At 36.9% G+C, this 18,306-nt stretch carries 10 protein-coding genes; 9 read left to right on the top strand and 1 reads right to left on the bottom strand.

Annotated elements, in window-relative coordinates; translation table 11 throughout:
* Positions 1-284: 284 nt before the first annotated feature.
* Positions 285-1,127 (bottom strand): AraC family transcriptional regulator, encoded by an 843-nt coding sequence (locus tag L0669_RS17895; protein ID WP_263759166.1) that lies wholly within the window; start codon positions 1,125-1,127, stop codon positions 285-287.
* Positions 1,128-1,265: 138 nt separating this feature from the next.
* Here L0669_RS17895 and L0669_RS17890 point away from each other — a divergent pair, with 138 nt between their 5' ends.
* The 9 genes from L0669_RS17890 to L0669_RS17850 all read left to right on the top strand — a co-directional run bounded on the left by L0669_RS17890 (position 1,266) and on the right by L0669_RS17850 (position 18,302).
* A complete protein-coding gene (locus tag L0669_RS17890; protein WP_263759164.1) occupies positions 1,266-2,180 on the top strand; it encodes a dihydrodipicolinate synthase family protein in 915 nt (304 codons plus the stop codon).
* A gap of 20 nt (positions 2,181-2,200) precedes the next feature.
* Complete coding sequence (locus L0669_RS17885; RefSeq protein ID WP_263759162.1) at positions 2,201-3,769, top strand: aldehyde dehydrogenase (NADP(+)); 1,569 nt, start codon at positions 2,201-2,203, stop codon at positions 3,767-3,769.
* 3 nt (positions 3,770-3,772) lie between these two features.
* Positions 3,773-4,783, top strand: a complete 1,011-nt coding sequence (locus L0669_RS17880) for a 4-hydroxyproline epimerase (RefSeq protein WP_263759160.1) — start codon at positions 3,773-3,775, stop codon at positions 4,781-4,783.
* Between the two features lie 75 nt (positions 4,784-4,858).
* The gene (locus tag L0669_RS17875) at positions 4,859-6,094 is read left to right on the top strand and encodes an NAD(P)/FAD-dependent oxidoreductase (protein ID WP_263759159.1); all 1,236 of its coding nucleotides are present in this window, start codon (positions 4,859-4,861) and stop codon (positions 6,092-6,094) included.
* A gap of 601 nt (positions 6,095-6,695) precedes the next feature.
* The gene (locus tag L0669_RS17870; protein WP_263759158.1) at positions 6,696-8,111 is read left to right on the top strand and encodes an APC family permease; all 1,416 of its coding nucleotides are present in this window, start codon (positions 6,696-6,698) and stop codon (positions 8,109-8,111) included.
* Positions 8,112-8,400: 289 nt separating this feature from the next.
* Complete coding sequence (locus L0669_RS17865) at positions 8,401-10,650, top strand: S9 family peptidase (RefSeq protein ID WP_263759157.1); 2,250 nt, start codon at positions 8,401-8,403, stop codon at positions 10,648-10,650.
* A gap of 24 nt (positions 10,651-10,674) precedes the next feature.
* Positions 10,675-13,725: a beta-L-arabinofuranosidase domain-containing protein gene (locus tag L0669_RS17860; protein ID WP_263759156.1), complete on the top strand. Its 3,051-nt coding sequence runs from the start codon at positions 10,675-10,677 to the stop codon at positions 13,723-13,725.
* A gap of 108 nt (positions 13,726-13,833) precedes the next feature.
* Positions 13,834-15,525 (top strand): DUF885 domain-containing protein, encoded by a 1,692-nt coding sequence (locus tag L0669_RS17855; protein ID WP_263759155.1) that lies wholly within the window; start codon positions 13,834-13,836, stop codon positions 15,523-15,525.
* An 86-nt stretch (positions 15,526-15,611) separates the two neighbouring features.
* A complete protein-coding gene (locus L0669_RS17850; RefSeq protein WP_263759154.1) occupies positions 15,612-18,302 on the top strand; it encodes a DUF5695 domain-containing protein in 2,691 nt (896 codons plus the stop codon).
* Positions 18,303-18,306 lie beyond the last annotated feature (4 nt).

Here is an 18,306-nt window from a genome sequence, read left to right as displayed (position 1 = left end):
GTTTAGTTTGTCATCCCGAGGAACGGGGGATCTCCACAAGAAACTCACACAAAGTATTTCAAAAATTGTCGAGCTACTAACGGAGATTGCTTCGCCAGTTCGCTATCGCTCGTGTCCTCGTTCCTCGGGATGACAAAAATGCGCAGACAACTATAGGCTTTAGCCAAAATGTAAATATTTAGCTAAAGCCTTATTTTTTTGACAATTTGTAAAAACAAGTTAAACAAAAACTTTGCGCCTTTGCGTCTTTGCGCGATTAAAAAAAAATCTGCGAGAAACAAAACTTAAAACTGCGCGCGATAACTAGAAGGCGAAATCCCCTTAAGTTCTTTAAACTTTCTATTGAAATTAGCAATATCCTGAAAACCGCAAAGTTCAGACACAGACGAAATCGAAAGATCTTTTTTGTTGTGTAAAAGTTTACAGGCATTTTCAATTCTAATTTCAATTAAAAACTGAAAAAAAGTCTTATTGGTTCGTTTTTTAAAATAACGGCAAAAAGCATTTTTACTCATATTAGCCTTTTCTGCCACTTCATCAAGAGTAATATTCTGATGGTAGAATTCTATTGCATATTCAAAAACAGCACTCATTCGGCGGCCTTCATCATCCGTATATTTTTTCTTGTAAACAAAAGACGAAAGAGGTGTTTTCTCCGAAGAAATAATAATATTGATAATTTTCAGAAAAGAAGCAATACGCTGAATTTTGTTCTGCTTTTTTAATTTATTAAAATGGTGTGTAATTTTCTTCTGATTCGAAAGGATCTTCATACCGTACTCAGAATCTTTAAAAAAGTCGTCTACCGTGCTCATATCATTAAGACTAAAGAAATCTTTCCCAAAAGAAGTTTTAGTAAAAAACAAAGTCAGCATTACAGATTCCGGGCTAGCCTCGACATTGCTTCTAAAAACATGAGGAACATTCTCACCAATTACTAAAATATCCTCTTCCTTATAATCATTAATAGAATCTCCCACAATTAAAGTTCCCGAACCTTTTGCAATATAACTGATCTGAATTTCTTCATGTTGATGCAATTGATCGTAGAAAACACGCTCGATATCTTCCTGATAAATTAGAGCTTCTCTTTCGGTTTTAGGTATTTTAAAAGGTAGAATTTTCAACGTGATATTTTTAGGATATGTAAATATTAACAAAAAAAACAGATTATACAATAGATATGGTAATATAGTATTGATAAAGGCTAATAATGACACAGGGGCTCGTTTCTTTAAGCTTTATTTTTGATAAAAATTAAGAATATGAAAATAAATTGGGAAGGCGTAATGCCAGCTGTAACGACAAAGTTTACAGCAGAAGGTCAACTGGACCTCGTAATGTTCGAAAAGAATATTAAAGCACAAATTGATGCTGGAGTTAATGGAATCATTCTGGGAGGAACTCTTGGAGAAGCCAGTACATTGACTAAAGAAGAAAAAGAAGTTTTAATAACCAACACTTTAAGAATAGTCGATGGAAAAATTCCGGTTATTGTAAACATTGCAGAGCAAACTACTACCGAAGCCATTACGCTTGCAAAACGTGCAGAAGAGTTGGGCGTAAACGGTTTAATGTTATTGCCGCCAATGCGTTACAAAGCAACAGATTATGAAACGGTAGTTTATTTTAAAGAAATTGCGCAAAGCACTTTATTACCTATTATGATTTACAACAATCCTGTAGATTATAAAATCGAGGTAACATTAGACATGTTCGAAGAACTTTTAAAACTGGATAATATTCAGGCAGTAAAAGAATCTACCAGAGACATAAGCAATGTAACAAGAATCAGAAACCGTTTTGGCGATAGATTAAAAGTACTTTGTGGCGTAGATACTTTGGCATTAGAAAGTTTAGTAGCTGGTGCCGATGGTTGGGTTGCAGGTTTAGTTGTAGCATATCCTGCTGAAACAGTAGCCATTTACAAATTGGTTAAAGCCGGAAAAGTAGACGAAGCAATTGCAATTTACAGATGGTTTATGCCATTATTAGAATTGGATATTTCTCCGCAATTAGTACAAAACATCAAACTAGCCGAAGTAGCAACAGGACTTGGAACAGAAAACGTAAGAGCACCAAGATTGCCATTGCAGGGTAAAGAAAGAGAACGCGTTTTGTCAATCATTGATTTTGCAATGAAAAACAGACCCGTATTGCCAGCCTATAAAAGTATTTAATTAAAGTTTAAAAGAAAGCGATGACTACAGGAAAAAATTATATTGGAGATGTGCTTTCCGCAAAAGGTAAAACGACCTATAAAACAATCAATCCCGAACTAAATTCGGAGAATGAAACTGTTTTTTATGAAGCTACAGACGAAGAAATTTCGCAAGCCGTAGCATTAGCCGAAGAAGCTTTTAAAACTTACGGAACAATTGCAGACGCCAAAAAAGCAGATTTTCTGGATGCCATTGCTGAAGAAATAGAAGCCCTTGGCGAAGATTTATTAGCGACCTACATTCAGGAATCAGGCCTCCCGGCCGGAAGAGCAAATGGCGAACGCGGAAGAACCACCGGACAATTGAGAGCATTTGCAACCATGCTGAGAGAAGGTTCATGGGTAGAAGCAATCATTAATAAAACAGAAGGCAAACCTGATATTCGAAGATTACAGATTCCAATTGGCCCTGTAGTCGTTTTTGGAGCCAGTAATTTTCCGTTGGCGTTTTCTACTGCTGGCGGAGATAGCGCCAGCGCATTGGCAGCCGGTTGTCCTGTAGTAGTAAAATCGCATCCGCTTCATGCAGGAACAGGAGAATTGGTAGCCTCGGCGGTTATAAAAGCAGCCAAAAGAACCGGAATGCCAAACGGTGTATTTTCTAATATTAACAGCAGCGGTATCGCAGTTGGAACAGCATTAGTAGAACATCCGTCAGTTAAGGCAGTAGGTTTTACCGGAAGTATAAAAGGCGGTACAGCACTTTGCAAAATCGCGGCCAACAGAGCCATTCCAATTCCGGTTTATGCAGAAATGGGAAGTATCAATCCCGTACTTATTTTGCCTTCAGCTTTAAAAACAGAAAGAGAAAAATGGGCTAAAAATTATGCTGCATCCACTGTAGCAGGAACAGGTCAGTTTTGTACAAATCCGGGTCTTATTTTAGGAATAAAAAGCGCTGATTTAGATAATTTTATTGCTATTTTAGCTTTAGAGACAGACAAATTAGACCCAACCTGCATGCTGCATCCCACTATAAAAAAGCAATACGAAAACCTGAAATCAGAAGTGCTTGACCAGGAAGGATATACACAGGAAACTAGTTTAGAGAAAGTAGTAAAGCCCAATTATGCATTGCAAAATATAATTGCGGTGGATGGCGCAACCTTCTTAAAAAATAAAACATTTCACAAAGAAGTTTTCGGACCATTTTCTGTAGTGGTCAAATGCGATGATGTACAGCAGCTCAATACTATTATTCTGGAGTTGGAAGGCCAATTGACAGGAACAGTTTTAAATTCTGATTTACAAGAATGGGATAATTTTAAAGAGACAGTCGAAAACCTTAAAAATAAAGTCGGACGATTAATTTTTAATAATGTTCCCACAGGAGTAGAGGTGTGTTCCGGAATGACTCACGGCGGGCCTTTTCCTGCAAGTTCAGACAGTAAATTTACATCGGTGGGACTAACGGCGGTAAAAAGATGGGTTCGTCCCGTAACATTTCAGGATTGGCCCAATCAATTATTGCCGGACGCTTTACAGGATAAAAATCCGCTAAATATTACCAGAACTGTAAACGATATACTAACAAAGAACCCAATATAATTTATGCCAAGAAAAACCTTTTTTTGTGTTGATGCACATACGTGCGGAAATCCGGTAAGAGTTGTCGCTGGTGGTGGTCCCAATTTGGTGGGAAACAACATGAGCGAAAAACGACAACATTTTTTAAAAGAATACGACTGGATTCGTAAAGGACTTATGTTTGAACCCCGCGGTCATGACATGATGAGTGGCAGTATTTTGTATCCGCCAAGCAACTCTGAAAATGATTTCGGAATTTTGTTCATAGAAACTTCAGGCTGTTTGCCCATGTGCGGCCACGGAACCATAGGAACCATAACTATCGCAATCGAAGAAGGTTTGGTGATACCCAAAATTCCGGGAAAAATTAAGATGGAAGCGCCGGCAGGACTTGTTCAGATCGAATACCAACAAACCGGTAAAAAAGTAGATTGGGTACGATTGACGAATGTAAAATCATATTTGGCAGCCGAAGGTTTAACTATTGATTGTCCGGAATTAGGCGAAATTGTTTTTGATGTCGCTTATGGCGGAAATTATTATGCGATCGTAGATCCGCAAAAGAATTTCTCAGGCGTTCAGGATTTTACAGCCGGAAAAATTGTGCAGTACAGTCAGGAAGTGCGTAAACGCATCAATGAGAAATACCCAAATATGTTCATTCATCCTGAAAACGATACGATTCGCGATGTAAGTCATATGTTGTGGACAGGAGATCCTATCGATCCAACTTCGTCCGGACGAAATGCTGTTTTTTATGGAGACAAAGCCATCGATCGTTCGCCTTGTGGTACCGGAACTTCCGCCAGAATTGCACAACTTCACGCCAAAGGAAAACTAAAAAAAGGAGAAGACTATATACACGAAAGTTTTATTGGAAGTAAATTTATTGGAAGAGTAGAAGAAGAAACTTCTATAGGAGATATCAAAGCCATAGTACCAAGTATTCAGGGCTGGGCAAAAGTTTACGGATATAATAATATCATTATTGATGAAGATGATGACCCGTATGCTTTTGGTTTCCAGGTGATTTAAAGAAATGATAATATAAAAAAATCATTGGTTTACAGAAAAACTTCTTGCCAATGATTTTTTAAATTTAGAATACTAATGAAAAAAGTAAGTATAATTGGCGGAGGAATAATAGGTTTGTGTTCAGCGTATTATCTAGCCAAAGAAGGTTATGAAGTAGTTGTTTTTGATAAATCGGATATGAGTGATGGCTGTTCTTACGGAAATGCCGGAATGATAGTTCCATCGCATATCATTCCGCTGGCACAGCCCGGCATGATCGCACAAGGAATAAAATGGATGTTTGATAGTCAGAGTCCGTTTTATGTAAAACCCAGATTAAACTTAGATTTAATGAAATGGGGATTACAATTCTACAAGCACGCCAATTTAAAGCATGTCGAAAAAGCCATGCCCGCACTTTGCAATTTATCGCTTTTAAGTAAAGACCTCTATCAGGATTTTGCCCAACAAAACAATTCTTTTTTTTATGAAGAAAAGGGACTTTTGATGCTTTATAAAACCGAAAAAACAGGAGAGGAAATTCAGCACGAAGGAATACTGGCAGAAAAATTAGGTTTAGAAGTTGATTTTTTATCGAAAGAAGAAGTTTCACAATTAGAAAAAGGAACCGCTACAAACGTAATTGGCGGTGTTCATTATAAAAGTGATGCCCATGTTTATCCTCAAAAATTCATGCAATTCATTAAAGAAGAACTGAAGAGATTAAACGTAAAAATTCATTCACAAACTACCGTAAATGATTTTGTTTTAAAGAATAATGCCATTGCAGAAATTATAACCGACAAAGGCAATTTTGCAGCAGACGAAGTAGTTTTGGCAACAGGATCATGGAGTCCGCATATTGCTAAGAAGCTGAATGTTAGTATTTCGATTTTACCGGGAAAAGGATACAGTTTTACATTGAACGATCAAAGTCATAAACCCTCGATTCCGACAATTTTATGCGAAGGAAAAGTAGCTGTAACGCCTATGAATAACGATATTCGTTTTGGAGGAACAATGGAAATTACACACACCAATGACACCAAAATCAATCAAAACCGATTACAGGGAATCGTAAATTCAATCAACGATTTTTATCCGGATTTAAAAATTGAAATACCAAAAGAACAAGATACGTGGTTTGGTTTCAGACCTTGCACACCTTCTGGAATGCCAATCATTGCAAGAGATAAAAAACTTAAAAATTTGACCTTAGTAACAGGACACGCCATGATGGGATTAAGTCTGGCTCCCGCAACAGGTAAAATTGTAGAAGAAATCATCTCAGGAAAAAAGACTTCTGTAGATACGCAAATGTTTCAACTCTAATAAATCAGCTTCATTTTTTAACCAAACATGAAGCTGTTTTTTTATTTAATGATGTTTTGAATTGGTGCGAATAAATTTTTCAGAAAGGCATAAAGAGTTCGTTATTTCAACCGAAACTCGACAAAGATTGGAGACAATATTGAACGCGGATGACACGGATTCGCTTTGCGAAAACACAGATTAAAACGGATTTTATCAGCTTAATCTTGTCATTTCGAGGAACGAGAAATCACACTAGGAGCTCGACAAAGATTGACGATTTAGATTGTGGAGTTACGAGTGTGATTTCTCCCTTCGCTCGAAATGACAACACAACTTAAATTAAAAACAGAAATCTTCTTTTTAAAACGAATTTCCTAGCCCCGATAGAAGTGGAAATCCTTTTGTGGCGGTGTTCGCCACAAAAGATTGAAACGGATTGCTTCGCCAGTTCGCTCTTTCAGGCTCGGGTGCGGGATTAGCTCCTGAAAAAGATTATAGAATTGTTTAGAATTTGACATTTATTACAACTCACATCACAAAATTCTAAATGCCGACCACATTTAAAATTAAAAACGATTAACGCATTCCTAAACAAAAAACAACCAAAAAACAAACCAAAATGATTGACAATAACAAGGAAGAATTTAAAAAAGAACTCGGACTTCTCGACGGAACCATGCTTGTAGTAGGTTCCATGATAGGTTCAGGGATATTTATTGTAAGTGCCGATATTGCCAGACAAGTAGGATCTACAGGCTGGCTTATTTTGATATGGCTTATTTCCGGAATCATTACTATGATTGCAGCAGTAAGTTACGGAGAATTAAGCGCCATGTTTCCTAATGCCGGCGGGCAATACGTTTATCTTAAAGAAGCTTACAATAAACTAATTGCATTTTTATACGGGTGGAGCTTTTTTGCAGTTATTCAAACCGGTACTATTGCGGCGGTTGGTGTGGCGTTTTCTAAATTTACAGCCTATTTAATTCCTGCGGTTAGCGACGAAAATATCATTTACGAAGTTGGAAGTTTCAAACTCAATGTAGCGCAAATCGTTTCTATTATCACCATTATTTTCCTGACTTATCTGAATACCCGAGGGGTCAAAAACAGTAAGATTTTGCAAACGATTCTAACCATCATCAAAATAGTATCGATTTTAGGATTGATTATTTTCGGATTTACATTAGCCGCAAAATCATCGGTATGGAATGCCAACTGGACAGATGCCTGGACGCCACATTCTTTTAATACCGAGACAGACTCATGGTTTCCAATAGGCAGAACAGCATTAATCTCGGGAATCTCTGCTGCAATGGTAGGAACTTTATTTTCAAGTGATTCCTGGACAGGCGTTACATTTATAGCAGGAGAAATAAAAAATCCGAAACGAAATGTGGGATTAAGCATGTTTCTGGGAACTTTAATTGTTACCATCATTTATGTATTGACCAATTTAATGTATGTAGCCGTTATTCCGCTTAGCGAAATTGCCGGTGCAAAATCAGATAGGGTAGCGGTAGTGGCTTCAGACTATATTTTTGGAGATATCGGAACGCTTATCATCGCGATTATGATCATGATTTCGACTTTTGCCTGCAATAACGGTTTGATAATGGCCGGAGCCAGAGTATATTATACGATGGCAACTGATGGTTTGTTCTTTAAAAAAGCAGCGGTATTAAATCATGCAAGCGTTCCTGCCTGGGCACTTTGGGCGCAATGTTTATGGGCTTCGGTATTATGCCTGACCGGGAAATACGGAGATTTATTAGACTTCGTAATTATCATTGTGTTGATTTTTTATATTCTAACCATCTTCGGAATCATCATTCTTCGCAAAAAAATGCCCGATGCAGCGCGTCCTTATAAAGCAATCGGTTATCCTTTTTTACCCTTGTTGTATATCATCATTGCTTCGGCAGTTTGTGTGTCATTATTATTCACCAAATTCTCTACTTGCGGTTGGGGTGTTCTGATTATGTTAATAGGAATTCCGATCTACTATTTAATAAAAGAAAAAACGCCAAATTAATCTTTATCATCCTAACAGGTTTTTATAACCTGTTAGGTGTATTAAATTTTGAATCAGGTAATTATTGTAGAGACGCACAGCAGTGCGTCTATGCAAAGTTTATCGATATGCAAAGTGTTAGACGCACTGCTGTGCGTCTCTACAATATACAATGGCCAAATCCTTTGTATGCATTTAATAACTGATTTCCTTCATATTATTGTTCTGATGGGTAATATAATATTAGTATTTGTTAATATTAACCCATAGATGTCAAGAAATAATATATATTTTTATTAATATTTAAATTATGAGAACAACTGGTAAAAAAATAAGTGTATTTTTAACACTTTCGTACTGTTTAATAGCTCAGGCTCAGGGAACTTTAAAAGAATATAAGAGAGCAAATGCTGTAGACTCTTTATTCAAAAATAAGGTAACTAATTCGCCAAAAGAGTTTCATTGGGTTGGAAATGATTATGTGTGGTATAGCAATAATCTCTTAAAAGGAAAAGAATTTCTTTTGGTTGATACGAAACAACAAAAGCAACAGCAGGCTTTTGATGCTGCTAAACTAGGACAATCACTTTCGAAAATAACAGGCAAAGAAGTGAATGCAAAAGATCTTCCGATAGAAAATTTAGAATTTGACAAAAGCTTGTCAACACTTGTTTTTACAACAGATTCACTTAAAATCTCGTGTAATTTAAAAACTTACGAATTAACAAAATTAGGGAGTTATAAAAAGCCAGTAAAAACGAATGATTATTGGGGAGGGAATTTCGATGAACTCGGAAATAAACCTGTAGGTTCTCCTGATTCTTTGCACACAGCATTTATAAAAAATTATAATTTATATATAAGAGATAAAAAAACAAAAGTAGAAACGCAGTTAAGTTATGATGGTTCAAAAGGGTTTTATTATTCTTCTTATTTGCAATGGTCACCAAATAGCAAAGAGATAATGGCTTATAAAGTAAGACCAGGCGAGGAGCACAAAATTTATTTTGTAGAATCTAGTCCGAAAGATCAGTTTCAGCCAAAATTGCAAACCAGAGATTATTTAAAACCAGGCGATCAATTACCATTCAAAAGTCCGCAATTGTTTGTTGTGGCTTCTAAAAAGCAAATTCCGGTTGCCACCGATTTATTTCAGGAGCAATACGATCTTTCAGGTATTGAATGGAAAGACGACAGCAGTAGTTTTACTTTCGAATACAATCAAAGAGGGCATCAGGTATATCGCGTTTTAGAAGTAAATGCTACAACCGGAAAAGTGAAAATCATCATAGAAGAAACAAGTACGACTTTTGTAGAATACAGTGGAAAAAGATACCGTTTTGACAGTAAAAAAAGCAATGAAATTATTTGGGCTTCGGAACGTGATGGATGGAATCATTTGTATTTATACGATGCTCTCACAGGTAAAGTAAAAAATCAAATAACAAAAGGTAACTGGCCAGTTAGAGAAGTAATTAAAGTAGATGAAGAAAAGAAACAAATTTACTTTACCGCAAGCGGATTAGACAAAGATCAGGACCCTTATTTAGTACACTTTTGCCGAATTGATTTTAATGGAAAAAACTTCACAAGATTAACCACAGAAAACGGCAATCATAAAGTAACTTTTTCGCCGGATTATCAATATTATGTCGATCAGTATTCGCGTGTAGATTTGGCACCCATTACCATTTTAAAAAGTGTCGAAACTCAGAAAGCTATTGTAGCAATGCAAAAAGCAGATATTACTGAATTGCAAAAAACAGGCTGGACAGCACCAGAAGTTTTTACAGCCAAAGGAAGAGACGGAAAAACGGATATTTGGGGAGTTATTGTACGCCCAACCACTTTTGATCCTAATCGTAAATATCCAATCATCGAATATATTTATGCAGGACCACAGGATTCATTTGTGCCGAAGAACTTTCAGCCTTATTATTGGGCAATGTCATCGCTGGCAGAATTAGGTTTTATTGTGGTTCAGATTGACGGAATGGGAACTTCTAATCGCTCAAAAGCATTTCATGATGTTTGCTGGAAGAACTTAAAAGACGGAGGTTTTCCCGATAGAAAACTCTGGATGAAAGCTGCTGCCGCCAAATATTCTTATATGAATATTGATAAAGTGGGAATTCACGGTACATCAGCCGGCGGACAAAATGCAGGAGCAGCCTTAGTATTTAATTCTGATTTTTACGATGTAGCCGTTGCATCTTGTGGCTGCCATGATAACAGAATGGATAAAATGTGGTGGAACGAACAATGGATGGGATATCCTGTAGGACCGGAATATGAAGCGTGTTCGAATACCGCCAATGCTGCACAATTAAACGGTAATCTGATGTTGATTGTTGGAGAATTAGACGATAATGTTGATCCCGCATCGACCATGCAATTTGCAAACGCATTGATAAAAGCCAATAAAAATTTTGAATTAGTTACCGTTCCGGGAATGGGACATTCGGCCGGAGGCGATTTTGGAGAACGCAAACGCAGAGATTATTTTGTGCAGCATTTATTAGGAGTGACACCACCAGCATGGAGTGAAGTTTATAAGTAAGAAACGTTTAAAAAGAATTAGATTATGAAAAAATATAGGCTATTTATTTGTGTACTGTTAAGTTTTTGGGGATCAGCTTCAACAACAATTATGGCACAAGGAGGCGATCAAATCTTAGACGGAATTGGCGAGACAGGATTGATTGCGCGCTATATATTTGATGGAAATACAAAAGACTGGTCAAGAAATAATTTACACGGTAAAATTCAGGAATCACAAGCTAAGTTTGTTAATGATGAACAATTTGGGAAAGTACTTTCTTTACCTGCAGATACTAAGGCTTTTGTAACACTTCCGGGTGAAGCTTTAATAGGCGAAGAATCTGTAAGTATATCAGGATGGATTTTCCTTCGATCAGCACAAAAAGGCCAAATATTTTTTGATTTTGGAAAAAATACCAATGCCCATTTTTCTGCTGAACCAATAGCAGTAGAGGGAGGCTTTCAGGCAGAAATCAATAATAGTGCAGGAGCAAAATACAAAACAAATTCACCAGCTCTGGAAACCGATAAATGGTATCATATAGCCATTGTAATCAATATTCCATCTAAATCTGTCAGCACTTATGTAAACGGATTACGCGTTGCCGAAACTAAAAATGCAGCATTAAATCTGGATCAGATATTCGATAATAAATCTGGGGATAAAAATGTGCTTTACATCGGGAAATCATTAAAAGCTGACAGTCCTGCTCTTAATGCCAAATTGCACGATTTCAGGATTTATCGCGTTCCATTAAATGAAAAACAAATTGCCAGAATTTATCATAATTCACTAAAAGATAATCAGGAAGAAGAAGCTCCGGAAGAACAGGCAACAGATCTTCCGTCGTTTCCTAAAAATAGTGCACAACTTTATAATCAGTATTTAACCAGCGTTTCAGATGTTGCTGTAGAAACCGGAGTAGGTTTTCTGCCAAGATTACCAAGTTATATAAAAGGAGTTTATAAAGATGGCGTTCAGGGACCAGATGTACGTGTTATTTGGCCTTCACCAACAGACAATAGTCAGGTATTAAAACCAGGAAAATATACTGTAACGGGAACTGTTTCAGGAACAGATTTAAAACCAAAAGCAATTGTAAATGTAGTAGCAGTAAAAGAAACCGCTACGCCACAACGTAAATTAGAAACATTTCACCTAGATCAGGTTGTTTTAAATAATGATCAGGACGGAAATCAAACCAAATTTATCGAGAACCGCGATAAGTTCATCACAACACTTGCCACAACAGATCCGGATTCTTTTCTGTACATGTTCCGCAATGCTTTTGGGCAGGAACAGCCAAAAGGTGCAGAACCACTTGGCGTTTGGGATACACAGGAAACCAAATTACGCGGGCATGCAACAGGACATTACTTAACTGCAATTGCTCAGGCTTACGCAAGTACGGGTTATGATAAAACGCTTCAGGCCAACTTTAAAGAGAAAATGGAGTATATGGTGAATACACTATATCAATTAGAACAGTTATCCGGAAAACCAAAAGAGGCTGGAGGTAAATTTGTGTCAGATCCTACAGCTGTACCTTTTGGTCCCGGAAAAACAAGTTACGATTCAGATTTGAGTCCGGAAGGTATTCGTACCGATTATGAAAATTGGGGAAAAGGTTTTATTAGCGCTTATCCGCCAGATCAGTTTATTATGCTGGAAAACGGTGCAACTTACGGAGGACAAAAAACTCAAATTTGGGCGCCTTATTATACTTTGCATAAAATTCTTGCCGGATTAATGGACGTTTACGAAGTAAGCGGAAACGAAAAAGCGCTTGAAACTGCAAAAGGAATGGGAGACTGGGTGTATGCCCGTATGAAAAAGCTGCCAACAGAAACCCTTATCAGTATGTGGAACCGATATATAGCGGGAGAATTTGGCGGAATGAACGAAGCCATGGCAAGATTGTACCGCATCACAAAAGATCCTCATTATCTTGAAGTAGCCCAATTATTCGATAATATTAAAGTATTCTATGGCGATGCGAAACATTCGCACGGACTGGCGAAAAATGTAGATACTTTCCGCGGATTGCATGCCAATCAGCACATTCCGCAAATTATGGGAGCGCTCGAAATGTACCGCGATTCTAATACGCCGGAATATTACAATGTTGCCGATAACTTTTGGTACAAAACCGTAAACGATTATATGTATACTATTGGCGGTGTTGCCGGAGCAAGAAATCCTGCTAATGCAGAATGTTTTATAAGTCAGCCTGCGACTATTTACGAAAATGGTTTTTCGTCAGGTGGCCAAAATGAAACTTGTGCGACTTATAATATGCTGAAACTAACGGGAGATCTTTTCCTTTACGATCAGCGTGCGGAATATATGGATTACTACGAACGCGGACTTTACAATCATATTCTGGCATCTGTAGCACAAGATAGTCCTGCCAACACGTATCACGTACCATTGAGACCGGGTTCTGTAAAACAATTTGGAAATGCTCACATGACGGGTTTTACTTGTTGTAACGGAACTGCAATTGAAAGCAATACAAAATTTCAAAATTCGATTTATTTTAAAAGTACAGACACTAATACCTTATATGTAAACCTTTATGTGCCATCTACTTTAGAATGGACGGAAAAAAAGGTAACGATAGTACAAACAACAGATTTTCCTAAAGAAGATTTTACAAAATTAACAATCAAAGGCAATGGTAAATTCGATGTAAAAGTTCGTGTACCACATTGGGCAACCAAAGGATTTTTTGTGGCGATAAATGGGAAACAGGAAAAGATAAAAGCCCAGCCAGGAACTTATCTTACCTTAAAACGCAATTGGAAAAATGGAGACATAATTGAGTTACGCATGCCGTTTGAGTTTCATTTAGAATCAGTAATGGATCAGCAAAATATCGCCAGTTTATTTTACGGGCCAATATTGCTTGCAGCACAGGAACCTGAACCAAGAAAAGATTGGCGTAAAGTAACTTTAGATGTTAAAGATATCAGCAAATCAATACAAGGAGACCCTAAGAAATTAGAGTTTACTATCGACGGAATTGTTTATAAACCATTTTATGAAAGCTATGGACGTCATTCGGTTTATCTGGATGTTACGCTGAAATAAATAGCTAAAAAATCATGCCACAGATTACACAGATTACACAGATTAGAAAATCATTTTAATCCTTTAATCTGTGGCAAAAAAAGCAATCAGAATCATCAAATCAATACTATGAAAAAATATTTTCTAACCCTTTTTTTATTTTTAGCAATGGCAGCTCAATCATTCGCACACGATCTCATTGATGTTATAAATACTTTTCGGGCCGATAAAACAGCCTTGCAGAGTTTTTATTCTAATAATGAATCAGAAGAATATTATGTACGATTTTCAAAATTTTACGATGATTGGTCAAAAACAATACAAACCATTGATTTTAAGAATTTATCAAAAGACGGAAAAGTAGATTATCTGTTGCTTAAGAACATTATAAACAAAGAAAATTATTTTTTACAAATTGAATATAAATCCTATAAAGAAGTAGCTTCAGTATTGGATTTTTCAGATGAGATTAATCTGTTCATTAAAGAAAGAAGAAGAGGAAAAAGACCTGTTTCAAGTCAGTTGGCAAAAGCATTTGATCTTGCCGGACTTAGTATCGATAAAAAAACAGAGGCATTAAAAAACAAACCATTTAAAGATTGGTTTGCAGCAGACAAAGCAGCAAAAACAGTCGTTTCTTTCGAGAAATCACTAAAAGAAGCTTATGAGTTTTATTATAGCTATGATCCTGATTTTACATGGTGGATGCAAAAACCGTATAAAAACCTGTCGGACAAACTTAAAGTTTACGAGGATTTTCTAAGAGCAAATTATTCTAAAACAAGCGTAAAAGACGATGGAAGCGGGATTATAGGAAAGCCAATTGGCAGAGAGGCAATCATAAAAAGTTTATCATACGAATATATTCCGTATTCGCCAGAAGAACTTATAGCTACAGCACAAAATCAATTCGAATGGTGCAAGAAAGAAATGATCAAAGCTGCAACAGAACTGGGTTACGGAAACGATTGGAAAAAAGCGCTGGAACACGTTAAAGACACTTATGTTCCGGCAGGCGAACAACCACAGGCGATTACTGATTTATACAATCAATCGGTTAAGTTTATCGAAGACAGAGATTTAATCACCTTGCCGGATTTGACAAAAGAAACCTGGCAAATGATTATGATGACACCGGAACGTCAAAAGATAAATCCGTTTTTTACAGGAGGATGGGAAATCAGTATTTCGTATCCAACCGAAGATATGGATCAGAAAGACAAGCTTATGAGTATGCGTGGCAACAATCCGAATTTTTCGTTTGCAACGGTACAGCACGAATTATTGCCTGGACATAATTTGCAGTTTTTCATGAACAGTCGTTACAAATCATATCGTCAGCCTTTCGATACTCCGTTTTGGATGGAAGGTTGGGCTTTGTATTGGGAAATCAACCTTTGGAACAAACAATTTCCGCAAACGCCGGAACAAAAACTGGGAATGTTATTTTGGAGAATACACCGTTGCGCCCGAATCATTTTTTCATTAAAATACCATTTAGGAGAAATGACACCACAACAATGTATCGACTTATTAGTAAATGAAGTAGGACACGAAAGAGCAAATGCAGAAGCAGAAGTCCGACGTTCTTTTGCCAGTGGAGATGCGCCATTGTATCAGGTGGCTTACATGACAGGAGGATTACAATTCTATGCTTTACGAAACGAATTACTAGCCAAAGGATGGACAGAAAAACAATTTCACGACCGTGTTTTAAAAGAAAATATAATGCCGGTAGAAATGCTAAGAATCATTTTAGAAGATTTGCCTGTGGATGAAAATTATAAAACAAACTGGAAATTCTCGACAGATTTTAAATAACTAGAAAAGAAAAAATCGGTAGTTAAAATTATAAAAGATAAAGGCTGAAAAGTCGGTTTAGAGAGATTAAAATAATAATAAGAAATATGAAAAAAATAACATTATTAGCTGTAATGATTTGTTGCTCTTTAGTTTCAAATAATCTACAAGCGCAGGAGTATTGGGACAAAATCAAAGCCGAAAAATCGACACTGGAAATCGATAAAGGATATCTTAATTTGAGTACCAAATCGTTTCAAATTAAATTATTAAAATCTTCTCAAACCGTAGCCACTTTATCTCCGGTAACAGATAAAACCTTTGATTTTACTCCGGGCGACCGACTTTCGATTCGCGATAAAGACGGACTTTACCATCTGGGAGACATCAATTTTAGGATAAAAGAGGCAAACGGAGCCTGGAAAAATTATTCAAGTGCAGCCAAACGCGCATCAGTAAAAGAATTAGCTGTTTCAGGAACTACATTGGCAGCAGCAGATCTTTCTAATGCTTTTCCCGCAGGAACTCCGCTTACGGTAAAACGTTATTATGAAAATAAAAACGGAGAATTAGTGATGCGTTTCGAAATTACCAATAATTCATCAGCAGCAGTAGAAATTGGCGCCTTAGGAATTCCAATGGTTTTTAATAATATTCTCGAAGGAAAATCGCTTGACGATACACATGCGCAAAATGTGTTTTTTGATCCTTACATAGGAAAAGACGCCGGTTATCTTGAAGTAAAAAGATTAAGTGGTCACGGTCCCGCGTTGTTATTACTTTCTGAAGAAAATATGCCATTTGAAGCCTATCGTCCGTTATTGGATGATGCTACGCCAAGAAGTATCGTATTTGAAGGATTTCATGAGTGGATGCCATTGAGTAAAGCTTACGCTGAGAATGAATGGAAATCAGCAGAACAATGGAATACGGCAACATCATTAACATTGGCGCCGGGAGCTTCGAAAAACTTTTCTTTAAAATTTGTTTTGGTGGATGAAATTAAGGATATCCAAAAAACTTTAATAGAAAAAGAACGTCCTGTAGCAATTGGAATTCCGGGTTATGTATTGCCACAAGATGTAGACGGACAACTTTTTTTACAATATAAAAAAGCAGTAAAATCGTTTAAAATCGAACCGGAAGGCGCTTTGACAATTGAGGCAAAGGGAAAAAATGACAAAGGATATTTTCAATATAAAGTAAACGGAAAGAAATGGGGAAGAGCCAGATTAACCGTTACGTATGAAGATGGTTTACAGCAAACTATTAATTATAAGGTGATTAAATCTGAAAAAGATGTTGTGGCCGATTTTGGTCATTTCTCTACAACAGCACAATGGTTTAATGAGAAAAACGATCCTTTTCACAGAAACCCTTCTGTAATCTCGTACGATTATGAAACTAAAAAACAAGTAAGTCAGGACAGCCGTGTATGGATTGCAGGTTTAAGCGATGAAGGAGGAGCAGGAGGCTGGCTGGGTGCTATTATGAAACAACTGATCGAACCTAACAAAGAAGAAATAGACAAATTACAGCAGTTTGTTGATAAAACATTGTGGGGCGGAATTCAATACAATACAGCCGATACACTTAAATATGGCGTTAAAAAAAGTGTTTTTTATTACGAACCTACTTTAATGCCGGAAGGAACGTACAGCAAAGATATTAACTATAAAACATGGGCAGCCTGGGACAAAAAAGGATCTGATGATCCGGGAAGATCGTATAATTATCCGCACGTTGCTGCAGCACACTGGACGATGTATCGTTTGGCGAGATACCACAAAGGCTTGGTAACGAATCATACCTGGGACTGGTACTTAAAGAATGCATACGAAACAAGTATTGCCATGACAACACTAGCGCCTTATTACGCTCAGTTTGGTCAAATGGAAGGAACCGTTTTTCTATTGATTTTAAAAGATTTAAAAACCGAAGGATACACCGAGATGGCTAATAATCTGGAAGCTAAAATGAAAGCCAGAGCAGATCATTGGAGAACGCTTAATTATCCTTTTGGAAGTGAAATGCCTTGGGATTCTACAGGTCAGGAAGAAGTATACATGTGGTCGGATTATTTTGGATACAACGACAAAGCAAAGATCACGCTGGATGCTATTTTAGCCTATATGCCAACAATGCCTAACTGGGCGTATAACGGAAACGCACGCAGATATTGGGACTTTTTATACGGAGGAAAATTGTCAAGAGTAGAACGTCAGATTCATCATTATGGATCAGCTCTTAATGCTATTCCGGTTTTAGAACAGTTTAGAAAAACACCGGAAGATTTTCATTTGTTAAAAGTAGGATACGGAGGATTGTTAGGAGGAATTTCTAATATTACCGAGGATGGTTTTGGGCCTTCAGCATTTCACTCTTATCCTGAAACGCTTAGAATCGATTATTTGTCTGGAGATTATGGTTCAGGATTTTTTGGTTACGCCGTTAATACAGCCACTTTTATCACTAATGAAAAAGATTTGGGATGGTTGGCTTTTGGAGGAAATTTAAAAGAAAAAGGAGACGAAGTTGAAGTAGCAATCACAACAGCGGCTAAATCTAAAGTATTCATCGGCGCTAAAAAAATATGGTTAACCCTAGATGCGGGAACGTTTCAAAAAGTAAGTTATAATACCAAAACCGGAGCCATTACGATTACTTTAGATCCAAAAACTGCTTATACACCAGATGCTTATTTAAGAATCGATCAGAACGTAAAATTACCTTATGAAAAAGTAAGAGGCGCTTATAAAATTGCTTTAAAAACAAAAGCGATTCAAATTAATCTATAGTACG

The sequence above is a fragment of the Flavobacterium bizetiae genome, assembly GCF_024271895.1.
GTDB classification, from domain to species: domain Bacteria; phylum Bacteroidota; class Bacteroidia; order Flavobacteriales; family Flavobacteriaceae; genus Flavobacterium; species Flavobacterium bizetiae.
The sequence above is the reverse complement of the archived record's forward strand: the minus strand, read 5'-3'. Positions and strand labels throughout refer to the sequence as shown.

Bases quoted from the DNA above. Each gene is read 5' to 3' on its own strand.
- L0669_RS17890 (WP_263759164.1), top strand. From the start codon at position 1,266: ATGAAAATAAATTGGGAAGGCGTAATGCCAGCTGTAACGACAAAGTTT.
- L0669_RS17885 (WP_263759162.1), top strand. From the start codon at position 2,201: ATGACTACAGGAAAAAATTATATTGGAGATGTGCTTTCCGCAAAAGGT.
- L0669_RS17880 (WP_263759160.1), top strand. From the start codon at position 3,773: ATGCCAAGAAAAACCTTTTTTTGTGTTGATGCACATACGTGCGGAAAT.
- L0669_RS17875 (WP_263759159.1), top strand. From the start codon at position 4,859: ATGAAAAAAGTAAGTATAATTGGCGGAGGAATAATAGGTTTGTGTTCA.
- L0669_RS17870 (WP_263759158.1), top strand. From the start codon at position 6,696: ATGATTGACAATAACAAGGAAGAATTTAAAAAAGAACTCGGACTTCTC.
- L0669_RS17865 (WP_263759157.1), top strand. From the start codon at position 8,401: ATGAGAACAACTGGTAAAAAAATAAGTGTATTTTTAACACTTTCGTAC.
- L0669_RS17860 (WP_263759156.1), top strand. From the start codon at position 10,675: ATGAAAAAATATAGGCTATTTATTTGTGTACTGTTAAGTTTTTGGGGA.
- L0669_RS17855 (WP_263759155.1), top strand. From the start codon at position 13,834: ATGAAAAAATATTTTCTAACCCTTTTTTTATTTTTAGCAATGGCAGCT.
- L0669_RS17850 (WP_263759154.1), top strand. From the start codon at position 15,612: ATGAAAAAAATAACATTATTAGCTGTAATGATTTGTTGCTCTTTAGTT.